Source organism: Porphyromonas sp., from assembly GCF_030529325.1.
Classification (GTDB): domain Bacteria; phylum Bacteroidota; class Bacteroidia; order Bacteroidales; family Porphyromonadaceae; genus Porphyromonas_A.
Genome location: NZ_JAUMXC010000040.1, coordinates 1 through 19,757, shown reverse-complemented (window position 1 = coordinate 19,757; position 19,757 = coordinate 1). Strand labels below are relative to the sequence as shown.

Below are 19,757 nucleotides of genomic sequence, written 5' to 3'. Positions count from 1 at the left end.
CCACATCCGTTCGTATTTCGGGTACCTCCTTTTCGTATTGACGATGCAGTGTTAAAGTAGGAACTCCTTCGGGCGCAGGTTCTTCTTGGGACGTAAGACCGGCCGTAGGTGTTTGCTTTTCTTCTGTATTCTGTACCTCAGTTTTTCCCTCCTCTGTCTCTTCTCCAATCTCTTCTGATACATTCTCCATCGCGGGAGTAGCTTCCCTGGTATATCGTCCTCTGACAAGTTCCTCAAGTTCCGCGATCTCATGGAGCTTCTGAGGTTTGAAGTATAGGTCTCGCTCTATGCCTAAGCCGTGTACATTGACTTCCGCCATTTCTTCTAGAGACATAATACCAAGTTCCCATTCATACCCCATGGTTACCGCCCCGAAACCGATACGCTCTTTGGGGTCATATTCGAGCAAATAGGCTGTATAAGCCCCCATAGGAAAGAAGTAGCGAGCATAGGCGATTTTATCTCCGATAAGCTCCCCTTCGGTGCTGTAGAGTTTGGGTAATTGTTTCCTGATACTCTTAGGAAGGAGCGTGTAGGCATCGTTAATCTTGTCATCCTCCTCTGCTCCCTTGCTCTTTTCCTCTTTAGACTCAGACAAGCCTGCTGTTACACCCAATTGACGGAGATTCTTTTTAGCTTCAGCTTGTCGCTCTTCCTCTGTCATAGCGATGCCTGTATCGTACAACTTTCTGTCAAAACGCGTCTTTATATCCTCTGAAAGTTGAATGCGTAGACTGTCAGCCATCTTTTCAATACCGCCATCAAATTCATAGATCCAAGTAGGTTTCCCATAAGGGTCTGTACCCATCGTGCGACTCGTGGCGATGGTGTGCTGCATTACCTTCTGCCACTCGCCCTCAAAAAGAGAACTATGATTAAAGGCAATAGAGAAGCCATCGCCCTTGGGAACCGGGAAATTTCTGACAAAAGCTTGCTCCAATCCCTCGCCAATATCCTTGCCCGACTGCTTTTGCAGGATAATGAGGTCGCTTCCAACCTCTGTGCCGGCATTCTCACTGAACATACCCGAGGGTAGGCGAATAGCCGAGATAAGCCGACTGTTTTGCATCAGATAGCGACGGATAGGCTCGTTGCGTGGAGCATCAAGGACGCCTTGCGAAGTGATGAAGGCAAGTAGTCCACCCTCTTTGAGGGTATCCAATCCCTTAACGAAGAAATAATTGTGAATGGCTCTGGTAGATTCGCTCTTAAGTACATCCTTACTCTTGGTGTAACTGCGATCATAGACCATAAAGTCTCCAAAAGGGATGTTACTCGTCACAAGGTCGTATTTATCCTTGTCCTCCACTTCTCCAATGGCTTCAAAGGGTTGGTTCTGAGTGAAGATATTCCCTTCGCCATAGGGGTGCAGGGCTTGTGAGATACGAGCCGTCAGGAGGTCTTTTTCCATGGCATCGACAAGGCTTACTTTGGACGCAAAGGTCTCGGCAAAAGCCCCCATGCCTGCGGAAGGATCCAAACATCGCTTAATGGTAACCCCGGTTGTCGCAATGGAGTCGGCAATAGCTGAGACAATATGTGTGTCCGTGTAGAAGGAGGTGAGTACACTCGCCTTTATACTATCCCAATAGCGTTTGGCGGTATGGGTATCTATTGCTTCTCGATAAATGAGTTGCTTGAGTTGTTGCGTGGGGACAAATAGGTTTTGCTCTGAGCCGGACCAGTGTCGGATGTCCTCGGCTTGGTCACATCTGTTGAGGACACACTTGAGTCCTCCAAAACCTTGGTAACCCCTTAATATTGTTTTTTCAGCCTCGGTTGCCTCTCGACGCTCTTTCTCTAAGCGGAGTACGACACGAATAGCTTCGGTATTAGCCTCTAAAACAGCTTTCTTATTGTATGCCATGGTTGTAAATCAGATAAGGTTACACAGTCGATAGTGAAGAGCGCATCTTACACTACCGACTGTCGTTTTTTTTTGCGGTGAAAGAAAAAAGTTTTTATTTATTCTTTTTCTTGCCCTCAAACTCAAAGGTTGTAGTATTGTCGTTTTGGAGAACAAGTCGAGCATTGAACTTTTTACCGGCCTTGCTCACCAAGCCTTTGAGAATGGGTGTGCGTTTGGTATTGATCAGGTCTCGGAGATTATCCTCAGAGAGGAACGTGCCACAAACTTCTCGGAAGATGACGAAGCCACAACCCTCATGTCTACACTTGGCAATCTTTGCATAGATACCGACACTTTTGTTCCCGCACTTGGGACAGTGATAGCTGGGATAGCTCTTTTGTGGAGGCGATAGCTTCAAAAGCTCCCGACAGATTTGCTCGGTGTACTCTGCAATACGCTGATTAAACTGTTCGACGGCTGCCGAACCGGACTCAATCGCAGAAAGAGCAACTTCCCACGCTCCTGTCATTTCGGCATTGGAGATACGCCGGTCTTTGACAATATCATAGACCGAAAGTCCTTTTTCCGTGGGGACGATACTCTTCTTTTCTCGTCGGATGTACTCTCTCAAAATCAGGGTCTCGATGATGTTTGCTCGTGTGGCAGGTGTTCCGATACCGCATTCTGCCATCGCTTGACGGCTTTCCGTTTCCTCCACCTCTCTGCCCGCATGTTCCATAGCCGAGAGCAAAGTCGCCTCAGTATAGAGGGGTTTAGGCTTCGTTTTGTGTGTTGTGATTTCGGCAGAGCTGACCTGAAGGTTTTCACCCTCTGTAAGGTCGGGAAGAGATGTTAACAGTTCTTCTTCATCTTCTGCCTCTTCTCCTTTTCTCTTTTCTTTAATTTCTTGGGCAACAGCTTTCCAACCCGAATAGAGAATGTGGCATCCTTTCCAACTATAAGAATAGGTACCATCCGTGAAAATAACCTGCATACGCTCCTCTTCTGAGTTCGGTGAGAAGGCTTCGATAAAGCGAGTACAAATCATCTGATAGATGATGCTTTCATCTGCGCTGAGTCCCAATGCCCTTTCTCCGGTTGAGATAATGGCATGGTGATCGGTGACTTTATCGTTGTCCACGCTGTGGCGATTAAGAGGAGTCTGCAAGCCTTTACCGAGTGTACGAAGAGTAATCCCCACTTCTTCGAAGACATCTTCACTGATGTAACGACTGCCTGTACGTGGGTAAGTTATTACTTTCTTCTCATAGAGCGATTGGGCTATCGAGAGAGTTTTGTCGGCTGAAAAACCACACTTTCGATTCGCCTCCTTCTGAAGTGAGGTAAGGTCATACAAAAGAGGTGGCGGTGTAGTCCCCACCTTTCTTGTGAGCGATGATACGCTCAGTCGACCTTGACTGCGGAGGGCTGCGAGAGCACTCTGTGCCGAGCCCTCATTATCGAAGCTGTTTGTGCTAATGGCTTTGAGGAGGATGCCCTCTTTCTCCACTAAGGCATTCACTCTCCAATAAGGGACAGAAGAGAAGTTCTTGTTTTCAAGGTAACGACGGCATACCATCGCAAGCGTTGGTGTCTGTACACGTCCCAAAGAGTAACCTCCCTTACGAGCAATCGACAAGGCCCGACTGGCATTGATACCTACAAGCCAATCAGCCTCACTTCGAGCTTTAGCGGAATAGTAAAGGTTATCATAGTCTCTCCCTGCCCTCACCTGCGCTAAGCCCTCACGGATAGCTTTATCTGTAAGTGAACTAATCCAGAGTCTGTCGAATGGCTTGTGGCAGTCGAGGTATTGATAAATCATGCGAAATATCAATTCCCCTTCTCTTCCTGCATCGGTTGCTACGATGATGCGCTCCGCCAAACCAAAGCAATGACGAATGGCTTTCAGTTGTTTTAGAGCTGCAGGGTCATCACATGGTTCTTTATCCTTGCGGACTTGGCGGACGATGAGTCGGAAAGGATTGGGACGAATGGGCAGGTCTTCGGCTTTATAGGTGGAGTAACCATAAACCTCGGGCATGGCCAGCGTAATGAGATGTCCCATCGCCCAAGTCACGAGGTAGCCACCTCCTTCGAGGTATCCCTCCTGTTTCGTATTTGCCCCTACAATACGGGCAATATCACGAGCTACCGAGGGTTTCTCGGCAATAATACATGTTATCATGGTTGGTTAATCTTGTGTTATTGGGTTACATCTTGCGTCCACGACGCTGTTGTGTCTTTCTCTCTTGCTTCTCTTTTTGCTCTGCCGTGGGCTGTGTTTGGCCTGATTTGAGTGGTTCTTTTAAGTGCTTGGTGGCTTCGTTGGTCTTGCCTTGGTTATTGACTGCTACCTGCGTCTTGTGTTCTTCAGCCACGACTTCAACCTTGCCATTACCTTGTTTCTTGTCAGGATTGTATTTGAAGAAGCGTGGGCGGTTCTGCTCCTTATCCATACGTACGTAGGCGTTAAAGCTTTTACCTTCCTTATCTACCATATTCTTGAGATAGAGAGTGCTGCCACTGTTCAATGCTTCACGCTGTTTCTCGGTTAGCTCCAAGCCACAGAGTTTATGAGGCACTCCTCCTTGCTTCTGCTGTTGTCCCTGGCGCTCTTGGAGACTATTACTTTCACCAAAGATAAATTCGATACCTTTCTTCTCGGCATTTACCTGCAAGGTCGCATCAAAAGATTTGCCGTTCTTCGAGGTCATACCCTCTACTTTCACCGCCTTGCCTTCTACAAGGTCTTTGTACTGGATGTCAGAGAGTGTAACACCCTTAATCTCTTTGGGGATAGAGACACGGTCGGCACGCAGTGCAATAACCTCGTTAGTCTGCGGATCAATAGATACATAGGCGGCAAAAGACTCGCCATTCTTCGGAGTTACTTCAATGGTTTTTCCAAGGTTGCCTGTTTTGAGAAGCTGTTCCTTCTCCTCCGGTGTAAACTTATGTCCCATATAGGGGAAATTCAACTGCGGCTCTTTACGCATAGCATGAACGGCTAAGCCTATGTTGCCATCATCATCGGTACGGAAAGCGAGGCGAGCCTCTGTATAAATAGAACTGTTGCCATAGGGTACAGCGATGCCCACAAGGTCGCTCTTCTGCCAGTTGAGCATCTTCTCTAAAGTTCCACTCGCTTCGAGTTTCTCTCGGCTTAACCCGAGATCTTCGAGCATACGCCAATCAATCTTTTCCGGATCATATAGCTGTAGCATTTTTTTGCATGGGTAAAAAGTCCTCAAAGTGTACCTGACTTTCTTGGAGTTGTGCTTTCACTTCGGGGCTTTGTCTGTTTTGAAGAGCTGTGCGGAGGTGTTCTACACCTTGTTCCACGTTGTTGGCTACCACCTTGTACAGTCCGAAACGAGAAGGGTCATTGAACTGCTTGAGGAAATTGGTCATAAAGTTCTTGAAGAGCCCATCTTTGCTGTTGAACTTCAAGAAGGAAGCTTGATTGGCTTCCCGTGCTTCTGAGGTCTTGAGTTGACCACTTTCGTCAATACCTGAAACGACAGAAAGCGTACCGACCTCTTGGTCGTTTTTCACGGCTGTGCGGTCTTCCAAGACCAACACGTAATCATTGTTGTTCGATTCCATAATTTGTTCTTATTGAAAGAGTAATTTGTCATTGAATAGCAAATATATTAAACTTCTTTTTACAGATTTTTGTGGAATGGAAAAGAGGGGATTGATGGGTATTATTAGGAAGGAATGTATTCTTTTTTTACTGAGCAAATAAAATTGTGTTTTTTTTGCAAGTGCAGATTCAAGTATCAAGTGCAAATTTAGTGTAAGAGATCGAAGAATACTTTTGCAGGGGGGCTCACTATTGTTTAGTATAGAAAATATTTGTATATTGGCACACGGGGAGAGTTTTTTATTAATTTATAAATTTTTTATTATGGAGCAGAAGAAATTATCTTTGGAAAAAGAAGTCGTTTCAAGACTTCAAGATGAAGAGATGAGCCACATCGTTGGTGCTGAATCTCACTCTAACACCACCTCTTCTAAGGAGTTAACGGAAGAGCTTGATACGAAGGGTGAAGAAGATCAACGTCGTTCTTGCTGCCAAAAATCCTGCAGAAAGGATTGAGTCGTATTTTTAAATTGTAATTGGTACTGGGGATTCCAGTACCAATTATCTTTTTTCTAAACATTGCCAAACGCACTAAGCTATTAATAATATACCACTCTTCTAATGAGGCAATTATTTTTTTTTATTTATATTAGTTTCGCTTGCACCATAGTGTATGGTCAATCAATTAAAGGACGCTTGACTGATGAAAAAGGTGATCCAATAGAGTTTGCTTCAGTAGCATCTATCTCTCTATCGGATTCTACACATATTTATTCTTTTGCGATAAGTCAAGACAACGGGCATTTCGAATTGGATAATTCAAATTGTGTAGTTGATTCTGTTATATTGAAAATAGGGTTTATAGGGTTCAAGACGATGAGAATCGTTGTGCCTAAGAACTATTCATTTGTTATGCCTATAGTGCTCAAATCAACAAATCTGATGCTTGACGAAGTAGTCGTTTCTTCGTATAGAAAGGCTTTCTCGCTGGTTGATGGCAAGCTAGGGGTAGATGTGGGGAGTTTGAGTAACAATGCAGCGGACAATATGCTGGATGTACTCAAACGAATGCCGAGTGTGCAAGTCTCTAAAGATGGGATAACCGTTCAAGGGAATAATCCTTTGGTAGTAATTGATGGAGTAAAACAGAGGTTACCAATTGGGACTCTTGTGAATTATCTTAGGTCTATGCCTGCATCCAATGTGGAGAAGATTTATCTCCAAACTAATGCTTTGGCGGAAAATAGGCTTTCAGGAGAAGGCACGACCATTGAAATCATCACGAAAAAGAAACGGTTGGATGGGTATAGTATTGGAAACACTACCCACGGAACACTACTCCGAAACCAAGCGTATAGAGTGGGAACCTATATGGATTTGCTTGGTAAGTATGGCAATTTATCAGGTAACGCTTCACTTGGCTACAGTAGACCATCCTATATCTCTAATAAAATAGAGGCGTACTCTTCTAATCAGAGGGAAAGAGAGATAAAGAGAAAGGATTGTGATTTAAAGAATTCATACTTTGGGATATTAAACTTCACATGGACACCTAAAGTGCTCAATGGAAGCGTCAACTATTTTCTCTCTTACTATATTGATGATGTAAAAGATAGGTCGGAGGAGGAGTATTGGCTAGCAAAGACTCTAGAGAGAACTGCCGACAGAAAAGAGATGGATTGGATGGATTTACTCTCGACCAATATTGAGTATATCTCAGCAGACACTCTTAAGAACCAATTTAAAGTATCGTATGGCTACCTTACTGGTCTTAGTGACTACGAACAGTCGTATAGTAACAGCTTGGGAGGTGTTCACAGCACGACTAAAAACATGGGGGGGTATAGACATATTATTGAAGCAGAGTACAAACTCAAGTTACCGAAACTAGAATTTAAAGTGGGTACCGAGTCATTTTTCTCTCAGATGAAACAAACTACAGAGCAGAATACTGTCAACTCTGACTTTGTAGTAAATGAAACCATAGTCGGAGCCTATACATCTGGAAATCTCAAAATAACTCCTGATCTATCTTTGTACTTAGGTATGCGTGGTGAGTATTCACTTTACAACTATGAATTTCCAGAGAAACTAAAGACTGAAGAGTGGAGTATGTCACCTTTTGTATTGATTAATTGGGATGCAACTAATAACTATTCAACGACCTTTAATTTTACTATGAGAAATGACCGTGCAGGATATTTCTCATTGTTGCCTGGGCGAACTTATAATAGTGATGAAGAATATAGCGTAGGTAATCCACTTCTGAAGCCTTCAATGCGGTATAGCTTGAAAAGCCAGCATCTATTTTTTAAGTACTTCGTAGTTACTATTGGAGCCACTTTTGATAAAAATCTTTACGGATCAACCTATAATATTGATGAACATGGCATAAGATATATAATGCCAAGGAATTATGCGGACAGACTCTACTTTTTCGGTAGTATGTCTCTGCCATTTTCTTTCTTTAACAGCAAACTAAGAGGTACACTCTATTTATATGGTCAAAATGAGAGATACTCCAATATTATTCCTGAGTTAGATAATTCAATAATTAATTCTCAAAAAACGTGGAGGAGTAGTGGCAATTTATATATTAGCTATCAGCCTAATAATCGTTTTGGATTCTATATCAATCCGTATTATAGAACAGTTACAAAACACCTTCAAAAAACATTCAAAGGCCATTCGACTATGGATTTCGGTATGCAGTACTCATTTCTAAAGGATAAGAATCTTGTAATAGCAGTATCTGCTGAGGATATTTTTAATCAACAGGGTTCAGAGGTTATATATAACTACGGGGGCAATCTGGTAAAGTCCATAGAACTTCCAAATACTCAAAATATCCGGCTGGCTATCACCTATACTTTTAGCCGGAATACTAAATCTGTTCATGTGAATAGAAATGAAAATGACACATCTCGATTTAAGAGATAAATAATCTAAAATACTAATGGAGCTGAGGACTAATTTTTATCGGGCATTCATTGATAAAATCAATTCTGAATATAACGCAAACACATCAATTGTGAAGAATAGTCTTCATGAAGGGATGGGAAGTTACCTGTTCCTGAATTATTATATTGGGAAACTTTTACATGATGACTCATTGGTCAATTTCTCCAGTATTATTTTTGAGCAATCTCTCTTGAACACAATACAAGGACAAATTACTAATTTACATTCTTTTGCTGACGGGCTTCCTGGAATATGTTGGATGCTTTCATACTATTCTAGGTTGAGAGGAGATTCTTTTGAGATCGATGAAAATGTTGATGCTGCTATAATTTATGCAGCTAAACATGCTTTTAGAAGTCAAAATCCAGATCTTCTATATGGGGGCATGGGAGGATTATTTTACCTTTCTCAAAAATCAAATATTATCAGCTTAAATGAATTATTCAATATAGCTAAAGATTATATTGAAATTTGTCTCAAAGATTCTAAAGGAGCAAGATGTAAAAATTCTATTCTTCGTTATCAAAAAAACAAAGAATTCGATATTGGTTATGCTCATGGACTATCGGGTTTTGTTTCAGTCTTAGCCACGCTCACCCCTCTTAATAATGAAGAAATTAACAATATAATAAAACTTAATCTAAAGTATATTGAAGAACAGTTTCGAACTGGTTATAAATCATATTATCCAGCTACCGTGATTGAAGATCGGCCTCCCACTCAAAAAGAAATTAAAGATAAATATAATATTCGTCTAGGATGGTGCTATGGAGATTTAGCTATTGCAACGATGTATCTAACGCTTTTTGTCAAATCAAACAAAAAAGAATACTATGAAAAGTCAATTTCATTAGCTCGTGCAACTTTAGTACGACGAGAGAGAATTGACACTCATATTAACGATATTTTCTTTTGTCATGGTTCTAGCTATTTAACCTACATATATTATAAATTCTATCAATATACTAAAGACCCTTTTTTTTTAGAGGCAAGCCAGTTTTGGAGAAATGATGTTGTGGCAAATTTAGAACAAGCATTAAAGGGGAATGATTTAGTATCCTTTCTTAACAGCATAAGTGGTGCTATCTTTGTCCTATTATATATTGATGAGGGAATTATACATGATGATTTTTTTCAAGCATATTTATTAAATATCTAAACTACAAGAATATGTCAAACCTGTTACCTTTTGAAAATTTTGTTATAAGAGTCCCCAATAAAAGCATAGAAGCATTGGGCTCTAACGATATGAAATCTTTAAGCGATTATATTAATTGTGTAATGCAAAACAAAGATCTAATGCTTGGGATATATCTAGCATCTCCTCACCTTTATAATGAGATAATGAAGCTAGGAGTTTTTGAAAAAGGAATAGTATCTGCAAAAAAATTAAGAGCTGTTTCAGTTTCTTTATTTAACTACAACTCAAGGATGTCAATGAGAGCGACACCCTTCGGAAATTTTTCATCAGTTGGTCAAGGTCATATTGCATCTTCAAATAATCTCGAAGATCAATTTATTTATAAAAACGAACACTCGTTTTCATTAGAATATACTGAAGTTATTCTTAGAGAGATCGTAAATTTTATTCTGACGACTCCTCATCTTAAGAATATTGTAATTTATTATACTAACAACACAATGTATCAATATGGAAGGAATTTAAGATATATTGAATTTTTAGATACAGAGTCAACAAGGAAATACTCCATTTCAGAAATTAAATACAATTCATTTCTTGTAAAACTTCTCGAATATTGCAAGAATGGCAAAACATACAATTCAATCTGTCAGTATATCCAAAATAAAGGTTATTCTTTGGATGAAACGGAAAAATTTCTCAATCAACTTATAGATAACAAGGTATTATATTCTGAATTAGAACCAAGTACATCAACACAAACTTATCATCAACAAATTTACAATTTTCTCAAGAAGAACAAAATACATAAAAATTCAATATTGTTAAATCTTTTTGAAGAACTTCAAAATGTATCTATAGACAGTATATGTCCAGAACAACTAAATGACATAGCAGATAAATTTAAATCGATTAATGTTAAAAATATCAATTGTTGCTTTTCATACGACTCTCTTATATCCCAAGATGTAATAATCGATAAGGAAACATTTGATAAAGTCAGAGATGGGTTTAACTTATATTTGTCTTTCTGCGTTGAAAAGAAACCCTCAAGTAGAAATATTTCAAAATGGAAAAAAGCATTTGAATTTAGGTTTGGTTCTGAGTTTATTAATATTAAAGAAGCTTTTGACCAAGACTCAGGTGTCTATTTTAATGATAATATTCATACTGATGCATTTGATATAAATCCTTTTATTGATGACATATATATTCGAAAAGAAAATTCAATTAACTCAAATCTAGCATTAGACAATATAAACAAGTATATATTAAATGAAACGAAAAAAGTCTTTGCAGGCACGTGCGAATATATTAACTTACCTAGATCTCTCTTCGACAAAAAATTAAATGAGAGTTCATTACCTTTAACTCTAAATGCTTATTGTCAGATAGGAAAAAATTCAGACTCAAGAACAATAATTAATTTTTTAGAGAGTTTATCCGATAGCGCAACTTGTATGCTTAGTAGATTTGGAGCTAGAAACGAAAAGATTAATGAAATATGTAATAATCTTGCTAAGTGGGAGCAAGAAAAAATGAAGCATGGAACTGTTGCTGAACTGAATCATACACCAAATATTAATTCAGTTAATATACTAGGTAGACAAATCAATCGAGATTATACTATTTCTTTACTGACAAATCCAGATACTGGCAAGTCCGATAATGTAAGTTTAGACGATCTTTATATTGGAATATATGAGGATAGAATTGTACTCTATGATATTAAAAGACAAAGAGAGGTATTTCCTATTTTATCTCACACGCAAAATTATAATATTGAACTATTACCTATTTATAAATTCTTAGCAGAAGTACAATTAAATAATTGCAATAATAATAGGTATTTTCATAGATCCGCATCTTTCTTATTGGATTATTTTGAGTTTCAACCAAGAATAATGTGTGAAGATTATTGTTTTTCTTTAGCAAAATGGAAAATATCATGCGATGACTTACGACCTATATTCCAAATGGAATTTAAAGCACGTATTATATCCTTAGAAAAGTTTTTACGTGAGAAAGGCATTCCCTCGCAATTTTCTATAATAAAAGGGGATCAAAAATTATATATTGACGTTGACAAAACTCCTCATAAAGCGTTAATTACACTTGAGTATGAATGTCATAACAAAAGCTATATTCTTATTGAAGAAGTGTTCTATTCTCAATATGAATCAATATTAAAAGATTCCAGAAGTGAATCGTATGCAGCTGAATATCTTTTCCCATTCAAAAATGATGGGGTAATAAAAAATACAAATTCTATTATCGATAATAAATATATATATACTGCATTATGCTCGTCAAAACCTAGAACTTTCTTTCCCCTTCAAAGTGAGTGGCTATATATAAAACTATATGCAGGGGCAAATGTAATTGACAGAATTATTTCAAATGATTTAAATAATATTGAATCTGAAACAAAGAAATTGATTAACTCTTGGCATTTTATACGTTATAAAGATATGATTGGTTCACATATCAGATTAAGATATCATATAAAAGATGTTAGTCCCAAAAAAACAGAGAGTTTAATAGGAGTTATTCAAAAAAATATTTCGCATTATGCCACGAATGAAATATTTTTAATAACTTATGATACCTTTGAGAAGGAACTTGAAAGATATGGCATAGATAATATTCATACTATTGAAAAGATATTTTGCATTGACAGCAATTTACATTGTGTAATGCTATCTTCTCTCACAAACAATACTAAAAGATTTTATTTTGGCTTATGTGTTATCATTACGTATCTTAAAATATTTTTCGGCGGTAACATTTTAAATAAAATCAGTTTTATCTCAAGAAGAATTAATGATTTCAATAATGAATTTCCGACAACAAAAGAAACGAGAATTAAACTAAACAAAAAATTTCATTCAAACATCAAGGAATTTGATATTTATTGCGAAGAAGTCAAGGATAGATTTGATGATTTTGAAAATAGGGTTTTAAGTGCTATAACAAAGAATAACGCACTCCCTTCAGAAACATATTCGTCAATTATTCATATGAGTTTAGTTAGACTATACAAATCAAGAAATCGACTTAATGAGTATGTCGCATATCAAATGCTAGAACGCTATTTTAAAAGAGCAACTTTTATTGACAAATCAAATTTAGGAAGAGCTAATGAATAAATTAGAATCATATGAAGTTTTTAGGATATCGGATAATGAAATAACTTTTAAAACACAGTCAAATACGTTTTATGATGTGTACTTCCTTGACAGAAACGATTTTTTATCAAGTAAGGTTGTTGTTAATTTTCCCAGTTTAAGACTTTTAGAATTCGGGTTTGATCGGTTTATGTTTGAAAAGAACTGTTATGACCCAATCATTTCATCTACACTTATTCAAATACTTAATAATACAGACTGGGATAATACAATTATTTTTTCTCGGGTTTATAATCCTGTTGGTAATCATATAGCACTCAATAGAGTTTACATTAAGAATTTAAAACGATATAATACTAATTTTGATTCTTATTCAATTGAAATAAAAACAAATGATGAATACTTTATTTTGATTGTTTACTATTCAAAAAAATCCAACATTACAACCCAGAGCTTTTTTGAAATAATTAATGAAACAATCGCTAATGTCATTTGCAATAGTACAATTTTACACATCAACATTTTTTGCATAAACACAAACATGTCATACTAACATATGGCTAATGTAAATTGTTATGAATTGAGATTTTAAGAGACCTTTTTCTAAGCACTTAATTTTATGTTTCATATAAAACAAAATGATGCGATGGATTGTGGGCCAGCATGTTTAGGAATGGTGGTCAAATACTATGGTCAGAACCCTGATTTAAGAAAAATTCGTGAAGATTGCTCTTTGGGAAAAGAAGGTGTATCTCTATTAGGAATTAGCAAAGCTGCTGAGAAATACGGCTTCCACTCACTTGGAGGACGTGTATCTTTTCACTCTCTTACAACAGAAGTATCCCTTCCTTGCATAGCACACTGGAATCAAAATCATTTTATAGTTCTTTATAAGATAGAAAAATTTCGCAAGGGAGATTATCATATCTATGTGGCTGATCCAGGGAGAGGTTTACTCACGTACTCCAAGGATGAGTTTTGTGAGCACTGGATTAGTACCAAGAATAATGGACAAGAGAAAGGAATCGTTCTGTTACTAGAGCCAACTGAAGAGTTTTATAATAACGAATTATCTAAAGGAAGAAAGTTTGAAGGAAAAAACCGGTTATACTTTCTTTGGGGATATTTCAAAAAGTATAAAATGTTTTTTGGACAAATCATCTTAGGCTTATTGCTGGGATCTCTAATTCAGTTAGTATTGCCATTTCTGACACAAGCAGTAGTTGATGCAGGTATTGGGGGAAGAGATATAGGTTTTATTTGGCTTGTCTTATTTGCTCAGCTATTATTACTATTTAGCCGAACTATTATAGACTTTATTCGTTCCAAGTTACTTCTTCATATTTCTACAAGAATTAACATCTCGCTTATTAGTGACTTCTTCATTAAGCTGATGAAGTTACCTATGAAGTTCTTCGATACTAAACTCCTAGGTGATATTTTACAGCGAATTGAAGATCATAATAGAGTAAAGCAATTTCTGACCTCTAATACCTTGACATTACTGTTCTCTTTTTTTACGTTAGTAATTTTTAGCATTGTTCTCGCTTTCTATAATCTGTTGATATTTTTGGTATTTATTTTTGGAACTATTTTCTACGCTGGCTGGATAATACTATTTTTAAAAAAGCGAAGGATTCTCGATTACAAGTACTTTGAACAAGCAGGGAAGAATCGCAATGTAACTTACCAGCTAATCAATGGGATGCAAGAAATCAAACTACAAGGATGTGAACAAAGTAAACGATGGGAGTGGGAGGATGTGCAAGCAGATCTCTTTAAGGTCAATTTACAGAGTCTCAATCTTCAGCAAATTCAGCAAGCTGGTAGTATCACCATTAATGAAGTCAAAAACATTCTCATCACTGTTCTTGCAGCTACTGCGGTTATCAAGGGAGATATGACACTTGGTATGATGCTTGCAGTACAGTACATCATCGGACAGCTCAATAGTCCTGTGGAGCAATTGATCCAATTTATCTACTCTTGGCAGGATGTCAGCATCAGCCTAGACCGTATGAATGAAATCCATACAGAGGAGAATGAGGAGAATAGTAACCGACATGTTACTAATTTTGCACCAAACAACTTAGATATCAAGGTGGAGAACCTTTCCTTTAAGTACGACATCTATAGCCCAACTCCTATCTTGGATAATCTCAATCTCACTATTCCAAATGGGAAAGTAACAGCGATAGTGGGTGCTAGTGGAAGCGGAAAGACTACTTTGATTAAGCTACTGCTTGGTTACTATTCACCACTAGAGGGTGAGATAAAGGTCTCAGGAACCGACCTAGAGGAGTACAATCTCAGCTGGTGGAGAAATCACTGTGGAGCAGTGATGCAAGAGGGATATCTATTTAGCGATACAATAGCTCGGAATATTGCTATAAGCGATGACGCGCCAAACATTGAGCGAATAAGGGCTGCAGCTCGTATAGCTAATATAGCAGACCATATAGAGAGCCTTCCACTTGCCTACAACACAGTGATTGGGCAAGATGGTCAAGGGATTAGTCAGGGACAAAGACAGCGAATACTAATTGCTCGAATGGTCTATAAAAACCCTACATTTGTGTTCCTAGACGAAGCTACTAATGCTCTGGATGCTAATAATGAACGAGCGATTACTGAGAAGTTAGAGGACTTCTACAAGGGTAAAACTGTAGTAGTGGTGGCTCACCGTCTCTCTACTGTCCGAAATGCCGACCAAATTGTAGTTTTGGATGAAGGCAAAATAGTAGAGGTCGGTACACACGAGGAACTGACCACCAAACGTGGCAAATACTTTGCCTTAGTAAAGAATCAATTAGAACTCGGCAACTGATATGGAAGAGAAACAGAAACAAGAGCGAAGTTTTGAGCTTCGTAGCGAAAAAGTTCGCAGTATTGTCGGGGAAATCCCTTCTTCGTTAGTGCGCTATGGCATTACCGCCATTGGAGTTGTGTTGCTTTGTCTTTTTGTTATAGCTTATTTTTTGCCTTACAAACAAGTCTATTCCGGAACAGCGACTATCTATGAGATTCCCTTATCATCAGGTGATAGTGTAGAGATGAACATTTTGCTCAAGTTTGAAAATAAAAGACCGAACAACATAAACGGACAGGTTTTATTTCTTCAAACAGGTCAAAAAACAATAGAGGGAGAAATACTTGAGTTTTCTTCCGTACGAGATACTTTGGAACGACAGAAGATTGCATGCCGTTTCCGTATTGCAGCGATAAAACCAATGGAAAATCAGACTGTTGATTTTCAAGTAGTCAAATCGTCTGGGAATCTATTTCAAAAATTACTCTGGGATGTCAATATGTAGTTACATCTATTCTTTGATTAGATGTACAAGAGCAGGGGTTGCCTTGATACTTTTAATTTCACTATCTACAAGACTTAGCACCTCTTGTTTGACTCGCTTATAGTTGGCTTCGATAGACTCTTTGAGACTGTCGGAGCCATCTTTGTTTGTGAACTCGGCAATGACGGGGATAGGCTCGTAGGTTTTGGTTTCGGCTGAGACTTTGGCGACATCTACGACAATCTCAGCATGGAAGATTTTCTGCTCGATGCGTTCATCAAAGTTATCGGACACTGCTCCGACAAACATACCCTGAGTAAGATTGCTAATTTTTGATGCAGGGATAAGGCTATCCATCTGAGTAGAGATCGAGGTCGACTTGTCGTTGCGGTTGATAGTCATTGATTGACGCTGTTGTAGTACCTTGCCAAAGCGTTCGCTGAGCGTCTTGGCTGTTTCGCCTACGACTTGACCGCTAAACACATTACCCACAGTGTTCTGTATCACCTTGCTCTCTTTGTCGCCATAGTCACGAGTCAGCTGCGAAAAGTCCTGAAAACCAAGACATACGGCTACTTTATTGGAGCGAGCCGTAGCTATAAGGTTATCAAGTCCTCTGAAATAGATAGTCGGCAACTCGTCAATAATCACTGATGATTTAAGTTGCTTCTTCTTGTTGATGAGTTTCACGATACGGCTATTGTACAGCCCAAGAGCTGCCGAGTAAATATTCTGGCGGTCAGGGTTATTACCTACCACAAGCACTTTCGGTTCTTTGGGGTTATTGATGTCGAGCGAAAAATCATCCCCTGTCATGACCCAGTAGAGTGCCGGTGAAATCATACGAGAGAGTGGGATTTTAGCTGAAGCAATCTGTCCCTGTAATTGATCTTGTGCTCCGCCCTCCCAAGCGTCCATAAAAGGAGAGAGGTAGTTGGCCAGTTCATCATAGGAGGTCAGGATGGGGAATATTTGAGCATAGGGGCGATTGAGGAACTCAATAGCGTGGGGAAAAGTGCAATACCTACCGTTTTCGTAAATCTTGAGATACCAGATGATGGCAGCCAAGAGAATAATAGGCGACTCTACAAAGAAGTCCCCTTGTTTCTGTATCCACGTGCGGTTTAGGTTCAGCATGATGGTGTAAGCTGATTCGTAGGCATCGGAAATATCTGTCATGAAGGCTGGGTTGATGGGGTTGCAGCGATGCGACTTTCTTGGGTCATCAAAGTTGATGACATAGAACTGTGGCTTTACCTCGTAGGCATCGAGATGATGGCGCAGGTGGTTGTAGGCAATCTCACTCAGATCCGGAAACTTATAGTCGTAGATATACATTGCAAAGCCTTTCTCAATCTGCTGCTTGATATAGTTGTTTACAATCGCAAAGGACTTACCCGAGCCAGGCGTCCCGAGCACCATAGAGGCACGGAAAGGGTTCACGATGTTGATCCAGCCCTTGTTCCATCGCTTTTTGTAGTAAAAGCGTGTGGGCAGATTGACCGAGTATTCGTTGGTCATTAGCCGTGTCTCCTGCATAAAGCTCTCGTTCTCTACATTAAAGGCATCGTCCATCAGGTTATTCTTGAGCAAGCGATTCATCCATACCCCAGCCATCAAGAGACAGATATAGCCCACTGAGAGCGTAAAGATGTAGAGCGAGGCTGCTCCTATCTTACCAATTGGCAAAGCTAGTAACCACCAGTTAAGGAAGAATAGGACAAAGCCCACAGCGAGCACTGACCAAATCTTTGTCCAAGTAATTTTCTCCTCCTTTACGCCTTTTGTGCCGAGACAAGAGAGGGCGAGAAAAACCACACAGAATAGCTTCGTCCAAAGGATGGACGAGAATAAGCCTGTCGTTCGCTGAAAGTTCATCAGGATTTTGTCTACAATATCCTGCGTAAAGCCCCACGAATGGAAGGCTTCATAGCAGAACCAGTAGCAGTTGATAAGGAGGAATATCACGGATAGTCCTCTCATAAAATCCATAATCTTGCCGAGTGCTCTCAAGTCGTCTTCTTGTGCCATAATCTATATTGTCTTATTGTTTGAAAATTCTCGTGTGATGGTCGTCTAACGAACGGCTGTGTAATATTGCTTTCTCCCGTGACAAAGAAATCACCGACAGGTGATCGTTCGTGAAACCTTTGCCCTATAATCTTATCTCTTCACTCGTCTGATCTTGAGCTTGCTCTGTTTGCGGAGCTTTCGTTGCCAAGCAGCTTCTTTCCAATCATCATTGCCCGATGTAGGCAGCCCTTCTCCTATAAGGTCGTCCACCAATTCGTCGATGAGATTATCGCTCTCTTCTGTCCTCTCAATAGATGGAGTAAGCGTTGCTGTATTAGGCAAAGAGTTCTCCGCTTCTATTCCGCCATAGAGATTTTCATCTAAGACGCGATTGACTGATGTGTCGCTGAAGTAGACATGGAACTGATTCGCTGCATACCCCTTACCTAATCGTGAACCATTAAGGGCTACACCTCGATCGTCATCTATGAAAGTGATGCCGTAGATACGTCCGCTATCATTCAGGCGGACTGCCATACGCAAGTTCTGCCGTGATAGCCGTTCATGCAACTCCTCGATATTCTTGGGAGAAGTTCGCATAGCGGATAGCACCGCCTTACGCATAGGAGGAATGAAGGGCTTAATACTCTGTTTGGACTTCGTGATCTTATTCATCAGGGCTGAATAGCCAACTCCTCGTCCAATCTCAGAAGCGTGTATAGGTATGCTGATCTTGTTGCCTTTGTCATCTGTCACCAGATAGACGAGTCCATCGTAACGCTTACCACGAAACTCCGTCTTGACTTCCTCTACCGCCAGATTGTAGCGACTAAGGATGGCATTGTATTCGCCCAAAGAGCAGAAGGTATAGCGTTTGAGTGTAGTACGTGCTACCTCGCTAATCTGCCTTTTGATGTCGCCTTGGGTGGCATCTATCTTAGCGACTTCAGTCTTTGAGGTGACTGCTTTCTGTGAAGCTGGGATTAGTCCATACTTTCTCTCCAACTCCTCTGTTATCCGCTTGCTTCGTCTCCCCTCATACTTATCGTTAATCTTTCGCCCATTACTATCCACTCGAAGGGAAACGATATGGATATGCTCTCGGATAATGTCGTTGTGCTTGAATACGATGTAGGGTTGCTTGCCATAGCCGAGCTGATCCATATACTCCCGGGCGATTGCCACTAAGGTTTCATCGGACAGCTGCTCGTCCGGGTGCGGATTGAGCGAGCCGTGAAAGACCGTTTTCTTCGTTCGGCACTTGTCGGGGATTGCTTGCTCCATATCGGATAGGACTTCTGCCATAGAGTATGTACCCTCCATATTCTGATACAAGCCTTGGGCAAGAAGGACTGTTGCTTCCTCTTTGGCAACCTTCTTGAAGTTATAGCCCAATGCTCCTCTGAGGCTCTCGGTGGCAGAAATCTTCGCAATCATCTCTTCCGAAAGTCTATAGTGAGTGCCACCGCTTGTTCCTGCAAAGCGATAATTTGAGTTGCATAAAACTCCAATTTCTGCAATAATATTTGAGCAGTTTTGACCGAATGGTAGCTGTTGATGGACTTGACAGCTTGGTTGTACAGTACACCAATCTTATGAATTTGTGCCGAGATGTTTGAGAGTTTTCGGTAGTACTCGACGGCAGTTTTATCTACGGTAATGACCTTAAAACTCTCGTCCAAGAGGCGAGCACGTACGAAGTCTGACTTTGTTTCTGCTCCCGATTTATGGAAGAGGGCAATGACCTTTTGTTGGTCTTTGGGATTGGGTAGGCGAGTATCCC

The 19,757-nt window shown here is 39.7% G+C and carries 12 protein-coding genes and 1 pseudogene; 7 read left to right on the top strand and 6 right to left on the bottom strand.

From position 1 onward, the window contains the following. The 3 genes and pseudogenes from Q4A14_RS06825 to Q4A14_RS06815 form a co-directional block, all read right to left on the bottom strand. A partial coding sequence (locus tag Q4A14_RS06825; RefSeq protein ID WP_303170944.1) for an N-6 DNA methylase occupies window positions 1-1,867 on the bottom strand: 1,867 nt, incomplete at its 3' end. A gap of 94 nt (window positions 1,868-1,961) precedes the next feature. Further along, the gene (locus Q4A14_RS06820) at window positions 1,962-4,037 is read right to left on the bottom strand and encodes a type IA DNA topoisomerase (RefSeq protein WP_303170943.1); all 2,076 of its coding nucleotides are present in this window, start codon (window positions 4,035-4,037) and stop codon (window positions 1,962-1,964) included. Window positions 4,038-4,062: 25 nt separating this feature from the next. After that, window positions 4,063-5,458, bottom strand: a pseudogene (locus Q4A14_RS06815) (DUF3945 domain-containing protein). A 304-nt stretch (window positions 5,459-5,762) separates the two neighbouring features. Between Q4A14_RS06815 and Q4A14_RS06810 the strand changes: the two are divergent. The 7 genes from Q4A14_RS06810 (at window position 5,763) to Q4A14_RS06780 (ending at window position 15,982) form a co-directional block, all read left to right on the top strand. Next, on the top strand, window positions 5,763-5,954 hold the full coding sequence (locus Q4A14_RS06810; protein ID WP_303170942.1) for a class I lanthipeptide: 192 nt from the start codon (window positions 5,763-5,765) through the stop codon (window positions 5,952-5,954). Window positions 5,955-6,134: 180 nt separating this feature from the next. After that, window positions 6,135-8,378 carry an outer membrane beta-barrel protein gene (locus Q4A14_RS06805; RefSeq protein WP_303170940.1) on the top strand — a complete coding sequence of 748 codons (2,244 nt, stop codon included), beginning with the start codon at window positions 6,135-6,137 and terminating at the stop codon, window positions 8,376-8,378. 16 nt (window positions 8,379-8,394) lie between these two features. Continuing rightward, window positions 8,395-9,558 (top strand): lanthionine synthetase LanC family protein, encoded by a 1,164-nt coding sequence (locus tag Q4A14_RS06800; RefSeq protein WP_303170937.1) that lies wholly within the window; start codon window positions 8,395-8,397, stop codon window positions 9,556-9,558. An 11-nt stretch (window positions 9,559-9,569) separates the two neighbouring features. After that, window positions 9,570-12,689 carry a lantibiotic dehydratase gene (locus Q4A14_RS06795; protein WP_303170936.1) on the top strand — a complete coding sequence of 1,040 codons (3,120 nt, stop codon included), beginning with the start codon at window positions 9,570-9,572 and terminating at the stop codon, window positions 12,687-12,689. After that, window positions 12,682-13,221: a hypothetical protein gene (locus tag Q4A14_RS06790; protein WP_303170935.1), complete on the top strand. Its 540-nt coding sequence runs from the start codon at window positions 12,682-12,684 to the stop codon at window positions 13,219-13,221. Before Q4A14_RS06795 ends, Q4A14_RS06790 begins: the two co-directional genes overlap by 8 nt. Window positions 13,222-13,287: 66 nt before the next feature. After that, complete coding sequence (locus Q4A14_RS06785; protein ID WP_303170934.1) at window positions 13,288-15,495, top strand: peptidase domain-containing ABC transporter; 2,208 nt, start codon at window positions 13,288-13,290, stop codon at window positions 15,493-15,495. A gap of 1 nt (window position 15,496) precedes the next feature. After that, on the top strand, window positions 15,497-15,982 hold the full coding sequence (locus tag Q4A14_RS06780) for a hypothetical protein (protein WP_303170933.1): 486 nt from the start codon (window positions 15,497-15,499) through the stop codon (window positions 15,980-15,982). Window positions 15,983-15,988: 6 nt separating this feature from the next. On the opposite strand, the gene mobC is transcribed toward Q4A14_RS06780, so the two are convergent. From mobC to Q4A14_RS06765, 3 genes are all read right to left on the bottom strand, one after another. Further along, window positions 15,989-17,992 (bottom strand): conjugal transfer protein MobC, encoded by a 2,004-nt coding sequence (gene mobC / locus Q4A14_RS06775; RefSeq protein WP_303170931.1) that lies wholly within the window; start codon window positions 17,990-17,992, stop codon window positions 15,989-15,991. A gap of 132 nt (window positions 17,993-18,124) precedes the next feature. Beyond that, window positions 18,125-19,411 (bottom strand): conjugal transfer protein MobB, encoded by a 1,287-nt coding sequence (gene mobB, locus Q4A14_RS06770; RefSeq protein ID WP_303170930.1) that lies wholly within the window; start codon window positions 19,409-19,411, stop codon window positions 18,125-18,127. After that, window positions 19,408-19,757: hypothetical protein (locus Q4A14_RS06765; protein WP_303170928.1), on the bottom strand; the 350-nt coding region annotated here is incomplete at its 5' end. The genes mobB and Q4A14_RS06765, both read right to left, overlap by 4 nt.

Excerpts from the sequence above, each read along its gene's own strand:
- Q4A14_RS06800 (WP_303170937.1), top strand. The coding sequence starts at position 8,395 with ATGGAGCTGAGGACTAATTTTTATCGGGCATTCATTGATAAAATCAAT.
- Q4A14_RS06795 (WP_303170936.1), top strand. The coding sequence starts at position 9,570 with ATGTCAAACCTGTTACCTTTTGAAAATTTTGTTATAAGAGTCCCCAAT.
- Q4A14_RS06790 (WP_303170935.1), top strand. The coding sequence starts at position 12,682 with ATGAATAAATTAGAATCATATGAAGTTTTTAGGATATCGGATAATGAA.
- Q4A14_RS06780 (WP_303170933.1), top strand. The coding sequence starts at position 15,497 with ATGGAAGAGAAACAGAAACAAGAGCGAAGTTTTGAGCTTCGTAGCGAA.
- Q4A14_RS06785 (WP_303170934.1), top strand. The coding sequence starts at position 13,288 with ATGTTTCATATAAAACAAAATGATGCGATGGATTGTGGGCCAGCATGT.
- Q4A14_RS06820 (WP_303170943.1), bottom strand. The coding sequence starts at position 4,037 with ATGATAACATGTATTATTGCCGAGAAACCCTCGGTAGCTCGTGATATT.
- Q4A14_RS06810 (WP_303170942.1), top strand. The coding sequence starts at position 5,763 with ATGGAGCAGAAGAAATTATCTTTGGAAAAAGAAGTCGTTTCAAGACTT.
- mobC (WP_303170931.1), bottom strand. The coding sequence starts at position 17,992 with ATGGCACAAGAAGACGACTTGAGAGCACTCGGCAAGATTATGGATTTT.
- mobB (WP_303170930.1), bottom strand. The coding sequence starts at position 19,411 with ATGATTGCGAAGATTTCTGCCACCGAGAGCCTCAGAGGAGCATTGGGC.